Annotated in this window: 15 protein-coding genes; 13 read left to right on the top strand and 2 right to left on the bottom strand. The window is 69.9% G+C overall.

Annotation, left to right across the window (positions count from 1 at the left end; all coding sequences use genetic code 11):
- Nucleotides 1–2: 2 nt before the first annotated feature.
- Genes Q2K16_RS21655 through Q2K16_RS21640 form a run of 4 tightly spaced genes read left to right on the top strand, consistent with a single transcriptional unit; the run spans nucleotide 3 to nucleotide 6,227 of the window.
- On the top strand, nucleotides 3–923 hold the full coding sequence (locus Q2K16_RS21655; protein ID WP_302739700.1) for a TrbL/VirB6 family protein: 921 nt from the start codon (nucleotides 3–5) through the stop codon (nucleotides 921–923).
- Nucleotides 920–1,879, top strand: a complete 960-nt coding sequence (locus Q2K16_RS21650) for a PrgI family protein (RefSeq protein WP_302739699.1) — start codon at nucleotides 920–922, stop codon at nucleotides 1,877–1,879. The genes Q2K16_RS21655 and Q2K16_RS21650 overlap by 4 nt, the downstream gene beginning before the upstream one ends.
- Entirely contained in the window at nucleotides 1,876–3,663 is a 1,788-nt protein-coding gene (locus tag Q2K16_RS21645) for a VirB4 family type IV secretion system protein (protein ID WP_302739697.1), read from the top strand. The genes Q2K16_RS21650 and Q2K16_RS21645 overlap by 4 nt, the downstream gene beginning before the upstream one ends.
- A complete protein-coding gene (locus tag Q2K16_RS21640; protein WP_489671798.1) occupies nucleotides 3,660–6,227 on the top strand; it encodes a helicase HerA domain-containing protein in 2,568 nt (855 codons plus the stop codon). The genes Q2K16_RS21645 and Q2K16_RS21640 overlap by 4 nt, the downstream gene beginning before the upstream one ends.
- Before the next feature lie 381 nt (nucleotides 6,228–6,608).
- On the opposite strand, the gene Q2K16_RS21635 is transcribed toward Q2K16_RS21640, so the two are convergent.
- Nucleotides 6,609–10,061, bottom strand: coding sequence for a WD40 repeat domain-containing protein (locus Q2K16_RS21635; protein WP_302739696.1), 3,453 nt, complete (start codon nucleotides 10,059–10,061; stop codon nucleotides 6,609–6,611).
- A gap of 486 nt (nucleotides 10,062–10,547) precedes the next feature.
- Between Q2K16_RS21635 and Q2K16_RS21630 the strand changes: the two genes are divergently transcribed.
- Nucleotides 10,548–10,814, top strand: a complete 267-nt coding sequence (locus Q2K16_RS21630; RefSeq protein ID WP_302739694.1) for a hypothetical protein — start codon at nucleotides 10,548–10,550, stop codon at nucleotides 10,812–10,814.
- Nucleotides 10,815–11,063: 249 nt separating this feature from the next.
- Here Q2K16_RS21630 and Q2K16_RS21625 read toward each other — a convergent pair whose 3' ends face one another.
- Nucleotides 11,064–11,435 carry a hypothetical protein gene (locus Q2K16_RS21625; protein ID WP_302739692.1) on the bottom strand — a complete coding sequence of 124 codons (372 nt, stop codon included), beginning with the start codon at nucleotides 11,433–11,435 and terminating at the stop codon, nucleotides 11,064–11,066.
- Between the two features lie 549 nt (nucleotides 11,436–11,984).
- Here Q2K16_RS21625 and Q2K16_RS21620 point away from each other — a divergent pair.
- From Q2K16_RS21620 to Q2K16_RS21585, 8 genes are all read left to right on the top strand, one after another.
- Nucleotides 11,985–12,887: a replication-relaxation family protein gene (locus Q2K16_RS21620; protein WP_489671797.1), complete on the top strand. Its 903-nt coding sequence runs from the start codon at nucleotides 11,985–11,987 to the stop codon at nucleotides 12,885–12,887.
- 547 nt (nucleotides 12,888–13,434) lie between these two features.
- Complete coding sequence (locus Q2K16_RS21615) at nucleotides 13,435–14,226, top strand: hypothetical protein (RefSeq protein ID WP_302739690.1); 792 nt, start codon at nucleotides 13,435–13,437, stop codon at nucleotides 14,224–14,226.
- Between the two features lie 173 nt (nucleotides 14,227–14,399).
- Nucleotides 14,400–14,813, top strand: coding sequence for a hypothetical protein (locus Q2K16_RS21610; protein WP_302739688.1), 414 nt, complete (start codon nucleotides 14,400–14,402; stop codon nucleotides 14,811–14,813).
- A 129-nt stretch (nucleotides 14,814–14,942) separates the two neighbouring features.
- On the top strand, nucleotides 14,943–15,512 hold the full coding sequence (locus tag Q2K16_RS21605; protein WP_302739686.1) for a hypothetical protein: 570 nt from the start codon (nucleotides 14,943–14,945) through the stop codon (nucleotides 15,510–15,512).
- 478 nt (nucleotides 15,513–15,990) lie between these two features.
- Entirely contained in the window at nucleotides 15,991–17,148 is a 1,158-nt protein-coding gene (locus tag Q2K16_RS21600; protein ID WP_302739684.1) for a hypothetical protein, read from the top strand.
- On the top strand, nucleotides 17,145–17,492 hold the full coding sequence (locus Q2K16_RS21595; protein ID WP_302739682.1) for a hypothetical protein: 348 nt from the start codon (nucleotides 17,145–17,147) through the stop codon (nucleotides 17,490–17,492). Before Q2K16_RS21600 ends, Q2K16_RS21595 begins: the two co-directional genes overlap by 4 nt.
- 234 nt (nucleotides 17,493–17,726) lie before the next feature.
- Nucleotides 17,727–18,614, top strand: coding sequence for a hypothetical protein (locus Q2K16_RS21590; RefSeq protein WP_302739680.1), 888 nt, complete (start codon nucleotides 17,727–17,729; stop codon nucleotides 18,612–18,614).
- A 309-nt stretch (nucleotides 18,615–18,923) separates the two neighbouring features.
- Nucleotides 18,924–19,730, top strand: a complete 807-nt coding sequence (locus Q2K16_RS21585; protein WP_302739678.1) for a MarR family transcriptional regulator — start codon at nucleotides 18,924–18,926, stop codon at nucleotides 19,728–19,730.
- The last annotated feature ends 38 nt before the right edge of the window (nucleotides 19,731–19,768 follow it).

The following is a 19,768-nucleotide window of genomic DNA, read 5'->3' as shown; positions in this document are numbered from 1 at the left end:
TCATGAGCTACGTGCTCGGCCAGATCCTCGACTGGCTCACCATCGCGATCCTGGCGACCCTGGACGCGCTGATCGGGGTGATCAGCAGCGCCCTGCTGATCACCCCGGACGTGACCGCCCTGCCGCAGGTGCAGGCGCTGACCGGCCGTTCGGTGTTCGTCGTGGACACCGTGTTCGTCCTGGCGTTCGTCGCCGTCGGCGTGCTCACCATGACCTCCGGCGGCGACGAACGCTCCCGGTACACCGTCAAGGATCTGCTCCCGCGCCTGATCGTGGCCATCGTCGCCGCGCATTTCTCCCAACTGTGGTGTGGCATGCTCATCGATCTCGCGAACGCTCTCACCACGGCGCTCACCACCGGCGACGGTGACCACGCCGGGGCGCTGCGCGCGATCAAGACCCACATCCTCGCGGGGCAGGACAAGATCGCCGCCCTGCTGTTCGTGATCTGCGTGGCGATCATCGCGGTGCTCCTGGCCGGAACCGCATTCAGCGTGATCGTCCGTTTCGCCGTCGTGCTGGTCCTGACCGCCGCCGCGCCGCTGGCCCTGGCCTGTCACGCGCTGCCGCAGACCGACCCGGTCGCACGCCTGTGGTGGCGCTCGTACGCCGGCGTCCTGGCGGTGCCGGTGGTGCAGGGCTTCACCCTCTACGCCGGGCAGTGGATGCTCACCGACCCGGCGCATCTGCTGCCCGTGTTCGGCCTGCCGGTCGATCCCGGCGGGGTGCTGAACCTGTTCGTCGTCATGGTCATGCTCTGGACCACCCTGCGGGTGCCGCACCTGATGCGCCGCTACGTCAGCGCCGGTGGCAGCGGCGGCGGGTCCACCATGCTCGGCGCGGCCGTGCGGGTGATCGTCGTGCAGCAGGCCACCCGCGCGATACCCGGCCTCGACAGCGCCATGAGGGTGGTGCGCCGATGAGCCTCCCCACCGACCGCGAGACGCATCGGGCACGGATGCCGGCCGACGTCGACGCCCCCGACAAGGTCGCCTACGGGCTGACCTTCCGTCAGCTCGCGATCCTGGCCGTCGTGGCTCTGGCCTTCTACGGCGCCTGGCGGGGCCTGCACACGGTGGTGCCGGGGCCGGTGCTCGTCGGCGCCGCCGTCATCGTCGGCGGCCTCAGCTTCGGTATCGCCGTCGGGCGCCGCGACGGCCTCCCGCTGGACGTGTGGCTGCTCGCCGCCATCCGGCACTCGCGTGCGCCCCGGGCGTTGTCGACCACCGACACGGCCTCGGCGACACCGGACTGGGTGCGTGCGCCGAAGAACAGGGTGATGGTGCCGGCGCCGCTGGCCCTGCCCGCTGACGCGATCGACGACGGCGGGGAGATCCGCCTCGGCGCAACGCGGGCGGCGATGGTCGCCGCGACCAGCGTCAACCTGGCGCTGCGCACCGCCGACGAGCAGGCAGCCCTGGTCGACACCTTCGGCCGCTGGCTGAACAGCCTGTCCACGCCGACGCAGATCGTCGTGTCGGCGCAGCCGGTCGACCTGCGCTCCGCCGCCCGCTCCCTGTCGCAGGCCGTGGACGGCCTCGCGCACCCGGCTCTCGCTGACGCGGCGGGCGACCATGCCCGGTTCCTCGACGACCTCGCCACCCGCCGGGATCCGCTGCGCCGGCAGGTCCTCATCGTCACCCGCACCAACAACGGTGAGCGTGGTGACCACGCGGCGCGGCGCCGCGCCGACGACACCGTGCGGACGCTGTCCGGCCTAGGGGTCACCACTCGCGCCCTGAACGGGGCGGCGGTCACCGCGGCGATCGCCGCCGCCGCCGACCCCTACCGGCCCTCGCGTCCCGGCGGCCTCGCCGCCCCCGACGCCGTCATCACCGGCCCAGACAGCCCACCCCGACAGGAGAAGGGACCCCGATGAGAATCCGTACCCGAACCCGCGCCGACAGCAGCGCCCGCCAGCGGTCGTCGCTGACGGGCGCCGTCGCTCCCGCCTCGGTGGAGGTGACCCCGAGGATGCTGCGCGTCGGCGACGGCTACGCCGCGACCCTCGTGGTCACCGGTTACCCCGCCGAGGTCGGTCACGCCTGGCTGGAACCCCTGCTGTCCTGGCCAGGTCGCCTCGACCTGGCCCTGCACATCGACCCGCTGCCCGCCCCGGTCGCCGCGTCGCGGCTGCGCAACCAGCGTGCCCGTTTCGAGTCCAGCCGCCGCGCCGACGCCACCGCCGGCAAGCTCGCCGACCCGTACGTCGAAGCGGCGGCCGACGACGCCGCTGACCTCGCCCAGCGCCTCGCCCGTGGGCAGGCAAAACTGTTCCGCGTCGGCCTGTACCTGACCGTGCACGCCCGCACCGAGGACGAACTGTTGCAGGCGTGCGCGCAGGTGAAGGCCGCCGCCGCGTCCACCCTGATCGAGGTGCAACCCGCCACCTGGCGCCATCTCGCCGGCTGGACCACCACCCTGCCCTTGTGCGTCGACAGCCTGCAGATGCGCCGCACCATGGACACCCAGGCCCTCGCCGCCGCGTTCCCCCTCGCCTCGGCCGACCTGCCCGCCCCGCTGCCCGGCGACCCGCCCGCCGAAGGCGGCGTGCTCTACGGCGTCAACCCGGACTCCCAGGGCATCGTGTGGTGGGACCGCTGGGCGCAGGAGAACCACAACAGCGTGGTGCTGGCCCGCTCCGGCGCCGGCAAGTCCTACTTCGTCAAGCTGGAGATCCTGCGCAACCTCTATCAGCAGGTGCAGGTCGCCGTCATTGACCCCGAAGACGAGTACCTGCGCCTCGCCGACGCCGTCGGCGGCACCGTCGTGCGTCTCGGCGCGCCCGGCGTGAAGGTCAACCCCTTGGACCTGCCCACCGGAGACCGCCGTCCCGATGTGCTGACCCGCCGGGGGCTGTTCCTGCACACCCTCATCGCCGTGCTGCTCGGTGAGCAGCCCCCACCGGCCGAACGCGCCGCCCTGGACCGGGCGATCCTGACCGTCTACCGCCAGGCCGGGATCTCCGCCGACCCGGCAACCCATCACCGGCCCGCGCCGCTGCTGCGCGACCTCGCCTCCTGCCTGGACAGCGACAGCGACCCCGCGGCGGGGCAACTCGCCGCCCGCCTCGCCCCCTGGGTGCACGGCTCGTTCTCCCAACTGTTCGACGGCCCGTCCACCACCCGCCTCGACGGGCACCTGGTCGTATGGTCGCTGCGGCAACTCCCCGACGAGCTACGCACCGTCGGCACCCTCCTGGCCCTCGACGCGATCTGGCGCCGAGTCGACGCCCCCGGCGCGGCAGCGACCCGGCGGCTGGTCGTGGTGGACGAGGCGTGGCTGCTCATGCGCGACGGCGAAGGCGCCCGTTTCCTGTTCCGCATGTCCAAGGCCGCCCGCAAACGCCACGCCGGCCTAGCCGTGATCACCCAGGACGTCTCCGATGTCCTGGGCACCGACCTCGGGCAGGCCGTGGTCGCCAACGCCGCCACCCAGGTGCTGCTCAAGCAGGCCCCGCAAGCCATCGACGCCGTCGGCGACTCCTTCGGCCTCACCGCCGGCGAACGGCGGCTCCTGCTTGCCGCCCGCGTCGGCACCGGCCTACTCATCGCCGGCGCCAACCGGACGAGTTTCGAGGCGATCGCCTCCGACGCCGAGCATCACCTCGCCACCACCCGTCCGCAGGACCTGGCCGCGCTCGACAGCGAGGAGGACCTGTGAACCCGGGGACCGCCATCCTGCCCACCGCGGTGGCGCACGGCGGCGCGCCCACGCCAGCACCGAGCATCCCCGGCATCCCACCGCCTGACGGCGGGACACGGTGGGTGCTCGACGCCGCCGGATGGGCGGCAGCACGGCCGTGGCTGCTCGCCGTCGCCGCGGCCGCGCTGATCACCTACGTCGCCGGCCGGAACCTCCTCGCCGGATGGCGGCACCGCCGCCACGCCGACGGCGCCCGCCTGATCACCGTCGCACCGCCACCGGAGGTGGACCCGGCCAGCAGCGCCGCGCTGTGGGCCAACCTCGCCGGCACCCTCACCCCCTCCCGGCGCCGGCGGCTGCTCTACGGCAGCCCGCACGTCGCCTGGCAATACACCTGGACCGGACGACGGCTGCTCATCTCCGTATGGGTGCCCGGCACTGTCCCACCCGGCGCCGTCGAAGCCGCCGTGCGGGCCGCGTGGCCCGGCGCCGCCTGCACCACCGACGACAACCCCGGCCCGCCCATCCCCGCCCACACCACAGCGGTGGGAGGCCACCTGCTGCCCGTGGCCGCCGAGTGGCTGCCGCTGCACACCGACCACGACACCGACCCACTGCGCGCCCTGATGTCGGCCGGATCGGGCCTGCGTGCCGACGAGCACGCCTGCGTGCAGATCCTCGCCCGCCCCGCCACCACCCGCCGCGCCTCCCGCGCCCGCCGCGCCGCCCGACGGCTCCGCGACGGCAAAACCGCCCTGCCGGTCATCAACCCGGCCGCACCGCTGCTGTGGCTCGTCGAGGCGTTCCTCCCCCGCCGCCCCACCAGCACCGCCCGGGCGGCGCCGGCCGCACGCCGTGACCCCAGCGTCGAACGCGACGTGCGGGCCATCCTCGACAAGACCTCCCACCCGCTGTGGGAGACCGCCGTGCGCTACGCCGTGGCCAAGAACACCGGCCGTACCACCACCGACCAGCGTCCCCGGCTGCGCGGCGTCGCCGACACCATCGCCTCAGCGTTCGCCGTCTACTCCGCGCGCAACCGGCTCACCCACCGCGCCCGCATGCCGCATCCCACCGCAGTGTTGGCCCAGCGGCGTCTCGGCGCCGGGTTCCTCACCTCCCTCCCCGAGTTGGCCGGGCTCGCCGCGCTACCGCAGGACCTGGCGGTGCCCGGCCTGGACCGGGCCCGCGCCAAGTCCATGCCCGCCCCGGTCGCCGTCACCGGCGGCGGACGCGGCGAGAAAGTCCTCGGCGACGCGCAGATCGGCGGGCACACCGTCGCCCTGTCCGTGCCCGACGCGAGGTATCACATGCACGTGATCGGATCCACCGGCTCGGGAAAGACGACCATGTTGGTGAGCATGGCCGTCGACGACATCATCGCCGGCCGGGGCACCGTCGTCATCGACCCGCACGGCGACCTGGTCCTGGACATCCTCGACCGGCTGCCCACCAGCGTGGCCGACCGGGTCGTGCTGTTCGACCCCGACCAACCCAACCCGCCCACGATCAACCCCCTCGAAGGCGACGACCACGACCTCGTCGTCGACAACCTCGTGTCGATCTTCGGCAACATCTTCGCCAAAGCGTGGGGGCCCCGCATGGACGACGTCATGCGCGTGGCGTGCCTGACCCTGCTGCGCCACGCCAACGTCACCCTGCAGCACATCCCACCGCTGCTCAACTCCGCCCAGTTCAGAAGCGCGATGACCGTCGACCTCGACGACCCGGCCGGACTGCACGGCTTCTGGCAGTGGTACGACGAACTCAACCCGGGCCTACGCTCCCAGGTCATCGGACCGGTCCTGGCCCGCCTGCGCTCATTCCTGCTACGCGACTTCGTCAAACGGACCATGCAGTACCCCAAGTCGAGCTTCGACATGGGTGAGGTCCTCGACGGTGGGGCCCTGCTCGTACGGATCCCCAAGGGGCAACTCGGGGAGGACACCAGCAAACTGCTCGGCTCGCTGATCCTGGCGCAGGTCTGGCAGGCCGCCACCGCCCGCGCCCGCCTCGCCCCCGACAAACGCCGCGACGCCACCCTGATCATCGACGAGGCCCAGAACTTCCTCACCCTCGCCAACAGCCTCGACACAATGCTCGCCGAAGCCCGCAAGTACCGGCTGTCCCTGGTCTTGTCCCACCAGGACCTCGCCCAGTTCCCGAAAGACCTCCTCGCCGCGGCGTCGGCGAACGCCCGCAACAAGGTGTACTTCTCCTGCGCCCCCGAAGACGCCCGGGTCCTCGCCCGGCACACCCTTCCCGAACTCGACGAACACGACCTTACCCACCTCGACGCCTACACCACCGCGACCCGCCTGGTCGCCGACGGACGACAGACACCCGCGTTCACCATGCGCACCCGAGCACCGAAACCCGTAATCGGGGAAGCCACCGCCATCCGGCAGAACGCCATGAAGGCCGAGCCCCAGGACAAGAGCGCCATCGATGCCCTCGTCGAGAAGTACTCCCAACCGAAGAAGAAGGAGGGCAACACCAAGACCGAGGCAGGCACCGACAGCAACAACGACCGCCGCTTGGATCGGGCACGCCGCCCCGCTCCTGAGTCTCCGACGAGGTGACGGGCGGGAACGGCCTGCGGCACGTCACCTCATCGGTCCCTCGACCCGCCACCGCCCTCGACCCTCCCGACACCGGCCGACAGCGGCCCGGTAAGGGGTGTCGGCGTATAAGTCCGGGCGCAACCGTAGGTACGGCGGCACGTGACACCGCGACCGTCTCGATCTACACACGGCGACCATTCTTCGACGCGGCGGCGATCCGAGTCGGTGACATCGCGTGACGGATAGTGCTGAGCCCATCATCCCTCGACGTGCGGATCTGCCGAGTTGAGTGCGCCTCGCCGGCACTTGGCGCAGGTTCCGAACTTGAACCCTCTGATCGGTACCGATTCCCAGGTGCTCCATCTCGGTCGCTGCAACGTCACGTCCCTGGGGTTTCCGTCACCGCTTTCCGGCCGCGCCAGTTTCCATGACCAGGGCCCGTTCCTCGTGTGGGGCATCGCAGGCAGTCAAGTTGAAGATGCTGTTCCCGCTGGCCACAAAGATTCGGCCGTCGAGCGTGGTGACGGCGTTGACCACGTCGACAACGTCGACCACGAACGGCTCGCCATCTGAAACGGCGGTTACCTGCACTGTGGCATCCCTTCCGCCGGTCACGACGACGAGGCCATCGTCCTCGTACGTTGTGGCCACGGTGGTCACGTCATCGCGGTGATCCGGCAGCTCGTCTAGAACGATTCCGGTGATCGGGTCAATGAGGGATACCGAGCCGTTGCATCCGGCGGTCGCGACGACGGGGCGTCCCTTGAGGGTGGCGGTGGCGGTTGCCCACAGCGGTCCCGTGATGTCTGTGAGGTCGCTAATTTTTTCGCCCGTGATGGGGTCGAAAACGCGGCATGCGTTGTCGTTGCTCACTACAACCACGAAGTCGGGGCACTCGGCGCGCCCTAGGGCGAGATGTCTCACTGAGACAGGGATCTTCGTGATTTGTTGGCCGCTGCGTGCGTCGAGTACTCGTACGCTGTCGTCGTTGGCACCGACGGCGAGGATGACACGGCCGCCGGCCGTGCCGATGCCGAGAGCTGTCACGCACCGCCATGTGGCATCGCTCCAGTCGTGCAGTAGTTCGTGCGTGGCCGCGTCGAAGACCTGAAGGTTGCCGCCGTAGCCCCCACAGACGAGGATGTCTCGGTCGGCGACCTGGCCGAGCGTGATGTTCCTGTGCGATTTGATATTCGTGAGCGCTGGGCCGGTCGGTTCGCCTGTCTCCGCGTCATAGATCCGCACGCCGCTTTGGTCGTTGGACACCACCACGGACCGGCCCTGGATAAGGCCAGCCACTACTTCCTCCACCTTGCCGCCGTGGCTCGTCAGATCGTTTGCGGCGGTGAGGGCCTCGGCGCTGATGTCGTGTACGCGCACCATCGCATCGAGGCTGCCAGAGACGACGACGTTCCGGCCTCCCACGACGCCTACGGCAAGGCTTGTGACCATGTCTGTGTGCCCTAGAAGCGCACCGGCGAATTCGCCGGTGCGAGCGTCCAGCATCGCTATGTCTCCGTCGGTGTCCGCAGCCAGGATGATGACCTGGCTGTCGAGAGCGGCGACGGCTGTGGTCATCGAAGATACGGGAAGCTGGTGCACCAGTTCACCAGTAGCCGCGTCAGACACCACGGCCGCGCCCATCCCGCTGGCAAGAATGAAATCGCGGCCGTCGATATGAAAGAACGAGATCGCATCTAGGCCCTCCTCCGTCGGCCCAGGAAGTTGCCGGATAAGGGTGCCGCTGCGCAGATCGAGCAGCGCGACGCCGTCGCCGCCGATGCAGGCGATCATTCGGCCTCCCGCGACTCGACCGACGGCAACACCTTGGACGCGCAGGCCGGCCTCCGTAGCGTGATACACACGCTGTCCCGAGCGGGCGTCGTGCAGGAACAGGCCGTCGTTCGCGGCGATGACGACAACCTCCCGGTTGTCGGTGCGTGTAAGCCCGACCGCGTTCACACAACTGCCGATGTCGATAACGGTCGAGCCTCCCGTCAGCGACCGGTGGATGCGGACGAGGCCATCCGCACCGCCAGTGGCGATGACGCCATCCACCGTCTGCGGGGCTACCGCGATGCCGTGCACCCCGCCCGGATGGCTGGGCAGTTGCGCCAAAAGGGTGGCGCTGGCCGCGTCATGGACCTGAATGATGCCGTCGCCGTCGCCGCTCACGACCACCACGCGACCGTCGAAATGGCCGACGGCGACCCGTACGGCCTCCCCGGTATGGCCAACCAAGACCTGATGCGGCGTGCCGAGGCAGTGCGCCCAGCCGATGCGGTACACGTCGAGGTTGTTCACGGACGCGAGACCCGCTTGGAGATCCGAGAAGCCGAGATGAGCTGCACTAAGCGCGAGCAGACGCGCGCGGCGTTTCGGTTCACAGGACGCCGCGTCGGTGGCCTGACGTAGAACGGTGACGGCGGACGTTACCGCTGCGGCTGGGTTGGGCGGGAGCAGCGGGAGAAGGCGGGTGAGGTCGGCGGCGGCCAAGAAGTAGGGGTCGTTCAGGAGGAGATCCAGTTGGCCGGCGGCCCAAGCGTGTTCTGCGGCGTGGGCACGGCTGTAGGCATCGGCACTCAGCCAACCGTCAGTGGGACTAGGTATCAGAGTGGCGAGTAGGGCTCGCTCGTCCTCGCGCCGGTCCCCGAGTTGCGGCAGGAGTTCGTCGGCAAGTGCCTGGTGGAACACGCGTGTCGTGAGTCGGCCGTCTCCCTCGGGCCGACTCTGGAGGAGGTAAGCCGAGCCCGGTGACCTGCGAAGGGAATCGATTTCGGTCCGACTGATGCCGGTATACCCGAGCACGTCGGCAAACCGTACCCAGCGGTGATCGTCCACACCGGTACCGCGAGCATAAGCCAGGGCGCGTAGCAGTACCTCGGTCAGCACTTGTCGATCTTCCGGCAAGGTGTCCAGGTACTTCGTTAAGGCCTCACCGATCGTGGAGGGAATCGTGCGGGGATCAAACTCTCGATGCGCGGGGTCGACCGTCGTGGCGCGGTCGCCGAGTGCAGCCGCGGCGAGCGCCGCGACGAGGTAGTTGCGTGCCGCGCGGGCCGCGATGGCGGCCGCGAGGCGTTCAGTCAGCGCCGGGTCAGCGCGGTACACCGCCCTCACACCTCCAGGGAGATCCGTAGTGAGGACACTCGCGGCGAAGGCCCTCAACCCGGCGAGGTCGAAGTAAGCGTCCGTGTCAAGATCGATCAGATTGCCACAATCCGGCGCGTCGACGCCGAGGCAGCGCAACAGCGAACCGACTCCGAACCGATCGTCGCGGGCCAGCGCGCGCGTCGCGACCATAACGCGAATGCGCTGTATCCGTGCCAGGGTAACCAGCAGTGCCGCGATGCTCCGCCGCTCAGCGCTACTGGCCGCCTCGTCGAGGGCGTCGACCGCAATGATCAACAGTGGCCCGTCGGTACCGGCCAGTGCACGTAGCAGCTGCCCTTCGTCATGCACCGCCGGAAGTCCGGCGAGCGAGCCGATGGCAGTAAGCACCTCGGTTCGGGTGATGCCGTGGCCGTGTATCGCAACGCCGCTGCTCGCATGCTCGGCCTCCAGGTCGAGGACGACGCGGGCAAGCAAGGCGGATTTGCCGGCACCTGGATCTCCGGTGACGACCAGTGGCTTTCCCTGTGACTGCGCGGCGGTCAGGAATCCGCGGGCGTGCCTGACGGCTAGACCGCGGCCGTGGAACAGGTCAGCGATGGCGATACCGCTGTGTTGTCCTCGTGACCGGCGGAGAAAGTGGTCACGAGCCTCCACACCAGCCATGATCCAACCGGCCGGTCTGTGGCGGGCGATTCCCTGCACCCCCGCTGAGCGATGCAGTTCCTCGTGCTTCTCCAACCACGGGCCATGATGCTCCGGCGGCAAGCCACATCCGATGAGAAAACCGATCAAAGACCTCCGCATAGGCGTCCGCTCGCCTTTCAGCAGGTTCCGCACGGTATTAGGGGCGATGCCTTCGCGGGCGGATCGGGTGGCTCGGCGGCTTCGTTTGGCAACCTCGAGCTGAGAATAGCCACAGGACTCCATCAGCTCGCGAAGACAATCGCCAAACTCCTGCGGCGTTCCCGCCCGTTCGGGGCCCTGCGGAGGCAAGACCCCCTCATCGCGACTCCCACTCACATTCACACCCTCCGGTCACCCGATTTCCGCGATTTGCTGCGTACAGGATATAGACCAGGGCGATCTTCCCGCCTCAAGGCATCAGCCCAGCACGCCGCGCAGTGTGCGCAATGCCCTTCCAGTTGCGCCGTTGCGCGGGCAGCGTTGCAGATGCCGGCGGAAAGCACCGCCAGGCAATGACCCGCAGACATTGGGAGCCATCGCATGGACACGCCTTCGGTTCGTGGTCTCTGGATCGCATACGTGCTTCTGCTGAGTATGATCATCGGTCTCGTCGGCGGAGCGCTCGCATACCTTGGCGGCGACAACCCCGCCAAGGCGATCATCGCCGGAGGTGCATCCTTCGCCGCGACCGTAGGGTTGGCCATTCTCACGTTGACCTTCCTCGCCGGGACGCGAGGTTCGGTGCCGGTTCGGTCTCCTCAGGTCAACGCTGCCAAATCCGGAAAGCGCGCTCGCCCCGCTCGGTGAGCATACGGCCGCATAGGCCATCAGCCCGGAACGGCTACAGTATGAGGTGCTACGACGCCGCATCCTCATCTGCCGCGATCCGCATGCTTACCGGGATCATCGTGCGTCGAGCCTGCCCGGGCGTACGGAGCCGGACAGGAGGACGAAGTTCAGCCGATGATGGCGGCGAGAGTGGGGTTCGCAGCTCGCGTCGTGGTCGACGGCTGCGGCGAGCAGTCTGGCGGTTACTGAAGAAGCTGGACTGCAGTTTCACCTGCCAAGTCGTCGGGAGCCGGGTCGCCGACCCCTACCCGCAGACCCAGAACTGCGGCGTCGGGTCGGCTGATCAGCCGGTCCGTCGACGGCACCAGGGCTGGAGAACAACACCAAAGGCGCTGCAGGACGGGAAGACTCCGGTGGCGGCCATTGCGACGCCGCGATCTGGGCCCCGGTGACCGGCAGGGTGGGCGAGACCTGGTCGAGCAAGCGCTGCGCCACGGTGGCGTCGATCTCGACGTCCGCGCTGATGCGCACATCGGCCGCGATCGCCAGATCCACGACGTCGTCGCTGGTGAACGCATCAGCTCCAAGAGTACTCAGCCGTCGCGCGAACTCCTGGACATTGATCATCTGCAGCCTCATCGTCGGATGGTTAATCATCCACCGTAACCCCCGCTCCGGTCGGCGGATCCTGCGCCCGCCGTGCGGGCTACTGGGGCCGACAGTCGGCTCCGACAACTGGCAACCGCTGCGCGGAAGTCCGCGACTGTTCGTTGAGCTGATCGCGCGCCTGCAGGGCCGCCACGCTCAATGTTACCCATGCTGTCCCCCGACGCCCCGAGATGCTGCGATCCGGGCGCCGGCCCGACTCTCCTGGTAACTCGGCATAAGCAGCGGTACGAAGGTCACTACGGCCGTAGCCCACCCGGCAGACAATCCGTCCTACGTACGTCTGGCGTACCTGGCTCTGCACTGGAACCCGTACGCCGACAAGGGGCTTCGTTACCACCTTCGCCCGGGTCTTCGCCGCGCCTTCACACCTCGTCGCGCCGTCGGTGGCCATCTCGCCGACCAGACGCTCCATTCATGCAGCACACCGCCGGTGACCAGCCCTGGTCACCGGCGGTGACAGTTCCAGACTCCCTCCTTCCAGGGGGGAGTCTTCCTTCCTGCTCCCCTGAGGAGATCCCCGTGTCCAGCGACCCCGACCCTCGTCCTTCCGAACCCCGACCCCGCCGACTCACCAAGGAAGAACGACTGGCGCGCCTGCGGCTGCTGACCCTCCGCGACCACACGCTGCTCACCTGGCTCGCCGAGCACTACCTGCTCTCCGCCCACCAGATCGCCGCCGCGCTCTTCCCCTCCAAACGCTCCGCGCTGCTGCGTCTGGCCACGCTGCACCGCTACGAGGCGGTGCACCGCTTCGGTGACACGCGAACCGGCACCGGCCAGTACCTCTACACCCTCGGCCCTCTCGGCCTCGACCTGCACCCCCGGGCCTACAGCGACCCTTTGCGACCCGACGCCCCCACGCCCCGCACCAGTGTCGAGCGCGCCCAACGCATCATCGGCAGCACGCGACTGAACCACCTGCTCGGCACCAATCAGCTCTTCATCGACCTGCACGCCTACACCCACGTCGATCCCGGCGCGTATCTGATCCGCTGGTGGTCCGAGCAGCACGCCACCGCCGCCTACGCCCTCGCCGGGATCCGGCCTGACGGCCACGGCATCTGGCGCGCCGCCGGCCGCACCACAGGGTTCTTCCTCGAACACGACAACGGCACCGAACCCCTGCGCACCGTGCTGGGCAAGCTCCGCGCCTACGAACGCCTCGCCGAGTTCGGGCCCCGCTACCCCGTCCTGCTGCGCCTACCCAACCGACGCCGCGAGACCAACCTCCTCGACGCCCTCGCCGGCGTACCCACCGCCATGCCCGTGGCCACCGGCCTGCACCACGAGCACCCCGCCGGACCTGCCTGGACCCTCACCTCCGACCCCGGCTCGCGCCGCTGGCTGCACGAGCTGCCCAGCGACCACGGTCCCGACACCGCCACCAACCCGAACCGCTACCGCGACCCCGACGACGACTAACCGCCCGCCGGCTCGCTCACAGCCACTCACACCGCAGGTCAACCACCATCCGGCAGCCGGCCACGCGGGAGCGGCACGGCCGTCGACCGAGCGGGTGTGAGCGGGCCCGCCACTCACAGCAACCCACAACCATCCCCCAGCGGACCCGCCCGCAGCCGGCGATGATCTCTCACACCGCAGGTCAACCCGCCTACACCGTAGCTGCGGCGATCCGCTGGCGCTGTGAGTTCCCAGGGCTACCGTTTCGGCACTACCCCAACCCACATATCGCTCCACCCCGGTTCGGTCCCGCCTCAGGGATCCTCGCCGCACCCACTCGGTGCGCCCCGCCCACCCGCTCACGCCGGTCGGCAGCACACCGCGCGGCGACCCCTGCCAGGTCGCACCAACCACCGCACCACGCACCGACCTGACCCACGCACCCGACGGGTCCGGCCAACCCCGCGCGTCCCGCGCACCCGCCCTGTCGATCACCCGACCCACGCACCCGGTGGGCCGGACCGCCGTCGTGCCCGCGCACACGGCCCCAACCCCCTCAGGAGGATCCATGTCCAACAATGGCACCCCGCTGACCCGTCACGGCAGCCGCCTGCGCCACCGCATCGCTCAAACCGAGCCGCCGAAGAAGGCCAGCCCGCGTCCCGTGGTCGTACCTCAGGCAGTCATCCGCCAGATGATCGTCTGCGTCTCCGACGAACTGGCCTCGGTCGTTCACCGCACCCGCAGCCTGGACCGCCACCTCGGCGTCTCCGGCACCGCCTGCCGCCGGATCTGGGCATCGCCGTCCCTGCGGCCGTGGCAGCGCCGTCAGCTCATCGACTGGCACAAGGCCAAGACCGGCCCGCAGAGCTGCGCTGGCGGACCCGTGCGTCTGCTCGACCTCACCGGTATGGAAAACGCCGCCCACATGGGCGCCGTCCTGCGCCACCAGCAGTGGTCCCACGTCGTCGCCGGCACCCGCCCGGCCACCCCATGGGCGGTGTTCCTGCAGCGGCACCTCAACGACCCGTCGGACTACCCGATGGGCGCCGCGACCGTCGAGTTCCACCGGCAGCCGCGCGTGCAGGCCATGCGCATGCACAACACCGCCGCGCACGGCGCGGGCCACCTCGACCCGATGGACCTGGAGGTCTTCCAGGCCGGCGCCAGCGCCTACGCCAACTACCACGCCCTGTGGGCGTCGTGCACCGATGCCCTGCTCACCGAGGGCGGCCACCGGCTGCACCCGGCCAGCGCGTTCTTCGCCGACCGGATCACCTACCTGCAGCAGGCGCATCACCACCTGCAGTCGCTCGACCAGCACCAACGGCTGTTCGCCATCGACCTGCGAACGCCATAGCCGCCCGCGACACAGCAGCCACAAGCCCTGCACGACCAAGAGGCCAACCAGTCACCTGCCCGACCGCACGACAGGACCGGACGGGTCAGTGCACCCCGCCACGCACCCCGAGGCACGTGTGCTGCCCGTTCGGGACCACCCACGCCCTCACCATCCTCACCGGAAGGAGCATCATGTCCCGCTTCCTGCACTTCGACCTCGGTGCCGTCGCCGCCCACGCGCGACACGCCGTCCTCGCCGACCGGAACCTGCCCACCCTGCAGGGTGCCAGCGGTCACCGGTCCGCCGAACCGGCGCTGCAGCTGTTCCGCCACGGCGGATTCGTCTGGCTCGGCAGCAACGGGGTCGACCGCCACCAGAACCCGGCACCCCAGCTGGCACGAGCGCACCACACCCTGACCTTCCCCGCCGTTCGACTGCCCTGCCTGAGCGACCCGCAAAGTCTGCCGCTGCTCGACAGCGAGGGACCCCAGCTGATGGACCTCATCACGCAAGGACTCCTTGACGGCGCACACCTGGTCATGGTCGACCCGAGCACGCTCACCGTCGGCGTCGGCCGCCTGCGCCAGCGCCGCGACTGCCGCTGAACCACCAGCCGACCGGACGGCGCGCCTGACCCCTGACACCGAGGGACACCAGGCGCGCCGCCCGGCGACCCCCGCGCCCTCGAAACGCGGACCACTCATCCCCTACCTGACCACGCTGGGAGGACACCCATGAAGCCCGACCGTCGCGCCGTCCTCGTCCGTGCCGCGCTGAACGCCATCGAAGCCGCCGCCGAAGCACGAGGATGGGACGCCTATCCCGCCCTTCTCGGCCTGTTCGACAGCACCACCCACACCGAAACGGTGGGCAGCCTCGACGTCGAGGAACTGCCCATCGACAGGGAGGTGTGGCGACTACACACGAGCCCCGGCGTCGGCGTGACACTGCCGTACCGGATCGGCCTGCAGGCCATCACCGACACCCTGACCACCGTCAAGGCTCCACAACTACAGGCCTGGGTCCGCGCCCAGATCGGCCCTGTGGTCGCCGTGGCGTTCCTCGGGGAGGGACTCGACACCAGTGACGCCGGCCGCCAAGCCGTCACCCACGGCCTGCCCCGCGATGGTGTTCCCGTCCGGGCGCTGACCGCCTACGACATCGACGGCCGCTTCTACCAGATGCTGCGCGTGCGCGGCGCGGACACCACCACGACCACCATCCTGGACGACCCGAGCGCCAGGATTCAGGCCACTGCCATCGCGGCGAGCCTGCGACGCCTCCTCGCCGCAGCCCGCGTCTGACGACAGCCCCGCCAGGCGACACCACGGGCTGAGCCAGTCGCGTTGCCGCCCTGCCTGCCCCACCCGCCAACCAACGACAACCCGAGACAGGCGCGTCGCCCCACGTGCGGTTCTACCACGGACACTTCTCGACATCCGGCCCGGAATCGGCTCACCACCACCGCGTCGACGCAGGACATATCGCCTCCCGCCCGGCCACACCACGCCTGGTGGCTCGCGTGAACTGCCTGACGCAAGTTGTCGCTGCGGCCGGGCGCCCCGGGCTCGGGGCGCTCGCCGCCACCCGGCCTGAGACAGGCCGCCCTGTTCCTCTTCCACGACCAGCACGGCATCGACGCCGACGAACGCCCGTCACCCGCCGTTTGGTCAGTCCCACCCAAGCCATCGGCGACCAATCCAGGGTCGCCGACATCACCCTGCCCGAAGGGACGCACACACCATGATCCAACTCCCGATCTGCCCTGTCTGCCGCGGACTGGTGGTAGACCAACCCGCCGAGAACTGGACCAGCGCCTACCGCAGCGGCGGCGCCTCCTGGTGGCACCTCGCGAACAACCGGCCCATCTGCCCAGACGCGAACGGCAACCCCTCCCCGGTGGTCTTCGTCGAGGACCGGCTGCCGATCGACGCCGCAACCAGCGCCTGGATCGACACGATGACCGCCCTGTTCGCGATCGACGGCCCCTCCACCCCCGCCCGGCTGGGCAGCGCCATCGCCGCCGCCGAATACCTCCACCAGTGGCTGCGCACAGCCAGCGGACCCTTCAGCGCGCTGCTGACCCTGCACACCACCGCCGACGTCGCCGCCCTGCTCGGATACCTGCACCGCACCAACCGGCTCCTCGCCCGCGTGCACGCACAGACAGGTTCCTACCTGCTCGACCAGGCCCGACGAACCCAGTTCACCGGCCCCGACGACGACAGCGACGAAGGCATCGACGCCGCCGACGATATCCACGTGTGGCTGCGCCACGCCGCCGACTCGTCCGCCCGGTCGGCGCAGGCGACCGGCATCGCCTGGTCCCACATCCGCACACTCGCCACCCTGACCGGAGCAACGGCCGCCACACGAATCAGCGAGCAACCAACCGGTGGGAACAGCGCGACCGGCGGAAGCGGGACCGTCCCGTTCCTGCGCGGCGTCGTCCGACGGCTCCGGCGGTGGACATCACCCGCCCCGACCACAGACCGCGGGCCGACAGGCCCGGCCGTTGCGCAGGAGCCACACCAACTGTCTCCCGATCATCTGGGTGAGCTGGTCGGATCGGCGTTCGGCGACGAGGCCGGCTTCAGCCCGGAGCTGACCCGCACCGCCGCGCGGATCCTCGGAACCACCGCCAGCTACCTGGCCGACTGCCTCGGCCCGGCCCGATCCGCCGCCATCCCCACCCCGCACGACCTCGCCGATCTCACCACCTCCCTGACCTACCTCACCCACACCCTCATGGGCGGGCTGCGGCACCTCGCCGACAGCCCACGCGGCAGCGAGAGCGACGGCCTCGACGACGCTGACGCCACCGCGATCCGGGCATCACTCACCGACGCCGTCGTTGCCCTGCGCTTCGCCGCGAGCCACCTCACCACCGTCTCCCACACCGCCACCGTCCCCGAACAGCAGGACGAGGAGCAGCAGTGACCAGCGCCAGCACCCCCACCAGCGATGGCGACACGACCCCACAGAACCTGACGGTCGTGGACCGAAGCTTCGGCGAACGCGGCGGAGGCTACGACCTCACCGAGATCCGCCGCACCGGCGGCGGCCACCGACTGCGGGTCCGGATCCACCGCGACCCCTACCCGCGGCAGAGCCACGCCCTCGTCGAGGTCCTCACCCCCGCCATGACCTGGACCGTACTCGCGGACGAACCTATCTCGGCCTGGTACCCCGCCACGCCGTACCACAGCACCACCCCGACACCGCTGGAGAAACTCGCCGAGCGGCTCTTCCGACGGGCCGCCGCGATCCTCCACGCCGAGTAGGGCAACCCCTCAACGGGAGCACCAGCTTCAGCAGCGGCGCTCCCGCAGTGACCAGGGGCGCGAAGCGCGCACCTTGGTCAGTTCTCGACATCCCACAGCACGTCAGCTCCGACCGATGCCTGGCCGAACACGCGCACATCGCGCCCCGGCACGGCCGTATGGCCGTGCCCGGGGCCTTGTCTGAAAGGCCCGCCGTGGCTCCCCATCCCCTTCACCCGAGGAGGTTCCCTCACCATGTCCAGCCGCTTGTGGTTCCGTGTTGAAGACGTCCTGCCCCTGGCCGAACACGCCCTCGCCTGTCCCACCCACCGCCTCACCCGCGCGCAACTCATGGCCGGTGAGCACAACACCCCCGCCCTGGCCCTGCGCCGCCTCGGGGCGGACGGTCAGCTACGGTCCAACGGCCAACCAGTCTGGTTCACCCACGACGGCGACGAACAGGTCGCCCACGGCCGGTCGTGGCGATGCCTCGACGCGACCACCGCACCGGCAGAGGACCTGTACCTGCCGCTGCGGCACGCCGGCCCGGACGGGCAGCGGCTCATCGACGTCCTCCGCGCCGCCCGTACCGTGGAACGCCACTGGCTGGCCATCACCACCGACATCTGGCCCGGCTGCACGATCGACACCAGTCACATCGAGGTGTCCGACCACCGCGCGGACATCAACCCGCCCGACGCGCGGTGGCGCCCGAGCATGGTCACCGCCCCGCGCCTCCGCGGCCGGTACTACCCCGCGCTGGTCTCCGACAGCCACGTCATCGGTGAGGACGGCCACCTGATCTGCCGGCTGCACCCACGCACGATGCGACACCTGGCCGCAGATCTCAGCGGGCCCTGGCGGGCGGGAACCATGCCGGGCGAGCACCCGTTGGTGCGCTTCGACGGCGTCACCGCCGTGCTGCTCGAGGAAACCGACACCGGCGACGGAGTCCGCCTCGACGTCGACCACCGCTGCGACCCCGACCGTGACGGCTACTACAGCATCGGCGTCGACCGGTGGCTCTGGCACACCTCAGACACCATCGCCGTGCCCCTACCCGACCGGCTCCGACTGCGCCTACTCAGCCTCCTGAACCTCCACCGTCGGCGATCGTCCGCCTCGCCGCACCAGGTCCGCTGAGTCGGGTCCGCCTCGGATGGCATGCGACGACGAATCCGACCGGCCTTGGCAGGGCGGCCCGCAACGCGGGCAGGCCGACGCCGCAGGCACTCCCGTCTACAGCAACACGCTCGCGCAACGAGAGCACGCAGGTACGTGGACCGCCAGCTCGATGGATACCACCCACCTACCGCTGGTGACCGCCAGCTATCGCTGCCGGTCACACGCCCAGGCCGGGCTCTGATCCCGGAGTCCGGCCATCGCACTTGATCGACGCCGCGATCGAAGCGTGGATCAGTGCTGACCTCACACCACGGAAGGGAATCGCCCATGACCGACGCACCGGAGCCCGTAGTGGCCCACGCGATGTTCAAGGTCCTCGCCGCGCTCGCGGAACTCGGCGAGGACACCGCCGCCGCCGTGGCGGACAAGGCCGGGCTCGGCTACTCCACCGCCACCGCGAAGTTACGCGCCTGGGAGAAGACCGGGCAGACCGAACGCCTCCACACCGACAGCAAACGCGCCGTCTGGCGGCTGACCGACGCCGGCCACGCCACCGTCGGCACCACCGCCCGAGAGCCGACGCCGGCGGGCGCTCCCGACACGCCGCCCGCCCAACCAGCAGAGCCCTCCGACCGCGACGGTGACCTCCCCGAGGTCGCTGACGCCACCGCGGTACCGGAGCCGGAGCCCGCACCTCAAGGTGACACGTCCGCCGACGACGGTGCCCGTGCCGAGGTCGCTCACACCGTGCCCGCACCGAAGGCACAGGCGACACCGCAGGGCGAAGCGTCCGACGCCGACACATGCGATGAGGCGACTGCCGAACCCGAACCACCCGCGTCCACCGGCGGCCCCACGCCCGACACCGACGCCGATCCGTCCACCGCGCGCCCTCGACGGGCGAAGGGGTCACTACGCGGGGCGCTGCTCGACGTCCTCGAAGCCCATCCCGACCAGGCATTCAAGACCAGCGAGCTGTGCAAGCTCATCGACGCGGCAAACGCCGGCACCGGTGCGAAGAAGGCCAGTGCCGGCGCGGTCGCCAACGCCGCCGACACGCTCGTCATCGCCGGCAAGGCCATCCGGACCAACGACAAGCACGCCACCTTCCAACTCGCCCCCGCCACCCCGTAACCACACAACGGCCCGAGGTAGCCCGAGGGCGGGCGTGA

It is taken from the genome of Micromonospora cynarisoli, assembly GCF_030518815.1.
GTDB classification, from domain to species: Bacteria; Actinomycetota; Actinomycetes; order Mycobacteriales; family Micromonosporaceae; genus Micromonospora; species Micromonospora wenchangensis.
The sequence above is the reverse complement of the archived record's forward strand: the minus strand, read 5'-3'. Positions and strand labels throughout refer to the sequence as shown.

Excerpts from the sequence above, each read along its gene's own strand:
- Q2K16_RS21585 (WP_302739678.1), top strand. The coding sequence starts at position 18,924 with ATGACCGACGCACCGGAGCCCGTAGTGGCCCACGCGATGTTCAAGGTC.
- Q2K16_RS21615 (WP_302739690.1), top strand. The coding sequence starts at position 13,435 with ATGTCCAACAATGGCACCCCGCTGACCCGTCACGGCAGCCGCCTGCGC.
- Q2K16_RS21605 (WP_302739686.1), top strand. The coding sequence starts at position 14,943 with ATGAAGCCCGACCGTCGCGCCGTCCTCGTCCGTGCCGCGCTGAACGCC.
- Q2K16_RS21630 (WP_302739694.1), top strand. The coding sequence starts at position 10,548 with ATGGACACGCCTTCGGTTCGTGGTCTCTGGATCGCATACGTGCTTCTG.
- Q2K16_RS21610 (WP_302739688.1), top strand. The coding sequence starts at position 14,400 with ATGTCCCGCTTCCTGCACTTCGACCTCGGTGCCGTCGCCGCCCACGCG.
- Q2K16_RS21625 (WP_302739692.1), bottom strand. The coding sequence starts at position 11,435 with ATGAGGCTGCAGATGATCAATGTCCAGGAGTTCGCGCGACGGCTGAGT.
- Q2K16_RS21650 (WP_302739699.1), top strand. The coding sequence starts at position 920 with ATGAGCCTCCCCACCGACCGCGAGACGCATCGGGCACGGATGCCGGCC.
- Q2K16_RS21655 (WP_302739700.1), top strand. The coding sequence starts at position 3 with ATGAGCTACGTGCTCGGCCAGATCCTCGACTGGCTCACCATCGCGATC.
- Q2K16_RS21645 (WP_302739697.1), top strand. The coding sequence starts at position 1,876 with ATGAGAATCCGTACCCGAACCCGCGCCGACAGCAGCGCCCGCCAGCGG.
- Q2K16_RS21590 (WP_302739680.1), top strand. The coding sequence starts at position 17,727 with ATGTCCAGCCGCTTGTGGTTCCGTGTTGAAGACGTCCTGCCCCTGGCC.